This window comes from Mesorhizobium sp. M7A.F.Ca.US.002.01.1.1, assembly GCF_004022955.1.
Lineage (GTDB): Bacteria > Pseudomonadota > Alphaproteobacteria > Rhizobiales > Rhizobiaceae > Mesorhizobium > Mesorhizobium ciceri.
This window is the reverse complement of the sequence record NZ_RZQE01000735.1, coordinates 1-2,056: the sequence shown is the minus strand read 5'-3', so window position 1 is coordinate 2,056 and position 2,056 is coordinate 1. Positions and strand designations below refer to the sequence as shown.

The window sequence follows — 2,056 nt, the reverse complement described above, 5'->3', positions numbered from 1 at the left end:
GCCTGACGCTTGAAGTGTTGGCGGCTTTGGCCGAGGCGGATGCGCTGGTCTACGACGCACTGGTGTCCCCTGACATTGTCGCAGTTGCGGAGAATGCCGAGCTTTTCTTTGCCGGCAAGCGCGGCGGCAAACCGTCGATGAAACAGGACGACATCACCGCCCTGCTGGTCCGGCTCGCACGCGAAGGCCGCCGCGTCGTCAGGCTGAAGGGCGGCGATCCCTATATTTTCGGCCGTGGCGGCGAAGAAGCTCTGGCGCTGGCGCGGGAAAGTATCCCGTTCCGCGTACTGCCCGGCCTGACCTCGGGCCTCAGTGCGCTGGCCGCGACCGGCATCCCCGCCACCATGCGCGGCATCAACAAGGCGGTGATCCTGGCCACCGGCCACGCCGCCGGCACCGATGACGATCTCGACTGGGCAGCGATCGCCCGCACCGGCCAGCCTGTGGTCGTCTATATGGGCATGGCCAATCTGCCCTTGATCGCCGCAGCACTGCTCGATGGCGGGCTGGCGCCGTCGACACCGGCGGCAGTGATCGTCGCCGCGACGACGCCGCAGGAACGAACCGTCGTCGCCACGCTCGCCACCATTGCCGAGGAAGCAGCGGCCGCCGGTCTCGCCTCGCCGGCGCTGATCGTCGTCGGCGGCATCGTTGCCATGCGCGCGGCCCTGGCGGGGCAAGCATGACGGCCCGCGCCATCATCATCGGCGCGCCGCGCTCCGGCTCCGGCAAGACCAGCGTCACCATCGGCATCCTGCGCGCGCTGACCCGGCGCGGCTTGAAAGTGCGCGGCGCCAAATCCGGCCCCGACTATATCGACCCCGGCTTCCACACCGCCGCCACGGGCCTCTCCGGTGTCAATCTGGACAGCTGGGCGATGCCGCCATCGCTGCTCAACGGGCTTGCCGCGCAAGCCGCCGATGACACCGATTTCGTCATCCTGGAAAGCGCCATGGGACTGTTCGACGGGATACCCGCGGCTCCCGGTCGAACCGGCTCGGCCGCCGACCTCGCCCGCCTCTACGGCCTGCCGGTGCTGCTGGTGCTCGACGTCTCCGGCCAGTCGACCACGGCGGCGGCTGTCGCCAAGGGTTTTGCCACCTATGATCCTGACGTGCGCATGGCCGGTGTCGCGCTCAATCGGCTGGGCAGCGAGCGCCATCGCAAGCTGTGCAGCGAGGCCATCGAGGCGATCGGCCTGCCGGTCGTCGGCGCCATCCTGCGCGATCCCACGCTGAACCTGCCCGAGCGCCATCTCGGCCTTGTCCAGGCTGGCGAATATGACGACCTGATGGCGCATCTCGACAGGCTGGCCGACATGGCGGAAAAGTCGCTCGATCTCGATGCGATCATGGCCCTGGCGACGCCCCTCACTCCGGCGCCCGGCGGTTTCGACGACGCGCTGGCGCCGCCCGGCCAACGCATCGCGCTGGCCGAGGATGCCGCCTTCACCTTCCTCTATCCGCATGTCGCCGCCTACTGGCGCAAGGCGGGTGCGGAAATCGTCCCGTTCTCGCCGCTCGTCGACGAAGCGCCCGACGGGACCTGCGACGTTTGCTGGCTGCCGGGCGGCTATCCCGAGCTTCACGCCGGCAAGCTCGCCGCCGCCGCGACTTTCCGCGCCGGCATGGCGCGTTTCGCCGCGACGAAGCCCATCCATGGCGAGTGCGGTGGCTTCATGGTGCTCGGCGAAGCTCTGGAGGACGCGTCGGGCGAAACGCATGCGATGCTCGGCCTGCTCGGCCACGCCACCAGCTTCGCCAGGCGCAAGATGAACCTCGGCTACCGCGAGGCGCGGCTGCGTGCCGATTGTCCGCTGGGTGCACAGGGCGCGCTGATCCGTGGCCACGAATTCCACTATGCGCAGATGACGGCCACCGGCAATGACGAGCCGCTGGCCGACCTTGCCGACGGCCAGGGCAATCCGATCGGCGCCTCGGGCTACCGGCGCGGCCATGTCAGCGGCACCTTCTTCCATGCGATTGCGAGGGGCTAGAGCATGAAATTCGGGAATCTGGCCCTCTCACCACGACAGGTCGTCGACGACATCGCGCTC

The 2,056-nt window shown here is 68.7% G+C and carries 2 protein-coding genes; both read left to right on the top strand.

Going from position 1 to position 2,056, the window contains the following annotated elements:
• Positions 1-686: uroporphyrinogen-III C-methyltransferase (cobA, locus tag EN932_RS34840; RefSeq protein WP_128369465.1), on the top strand; the 686-nt coding region annotated here is incomplete at its 5' end.
• A complete protein-coding gene (locus EN932_RS34835) occupies positions 683-1,996 on the top strand; it encodes a cobyrinate a,c-diamide synthase (protein ID WP_064993762.1) in 1,314 nt (437 codons plus the stop codon). The genes cobA and EN932_RS34835, both read left to right, overlap by 4 nt.
• The last annotated feature ends 60 nt before the right edge of the window (positions 1,997-2,056 follow it).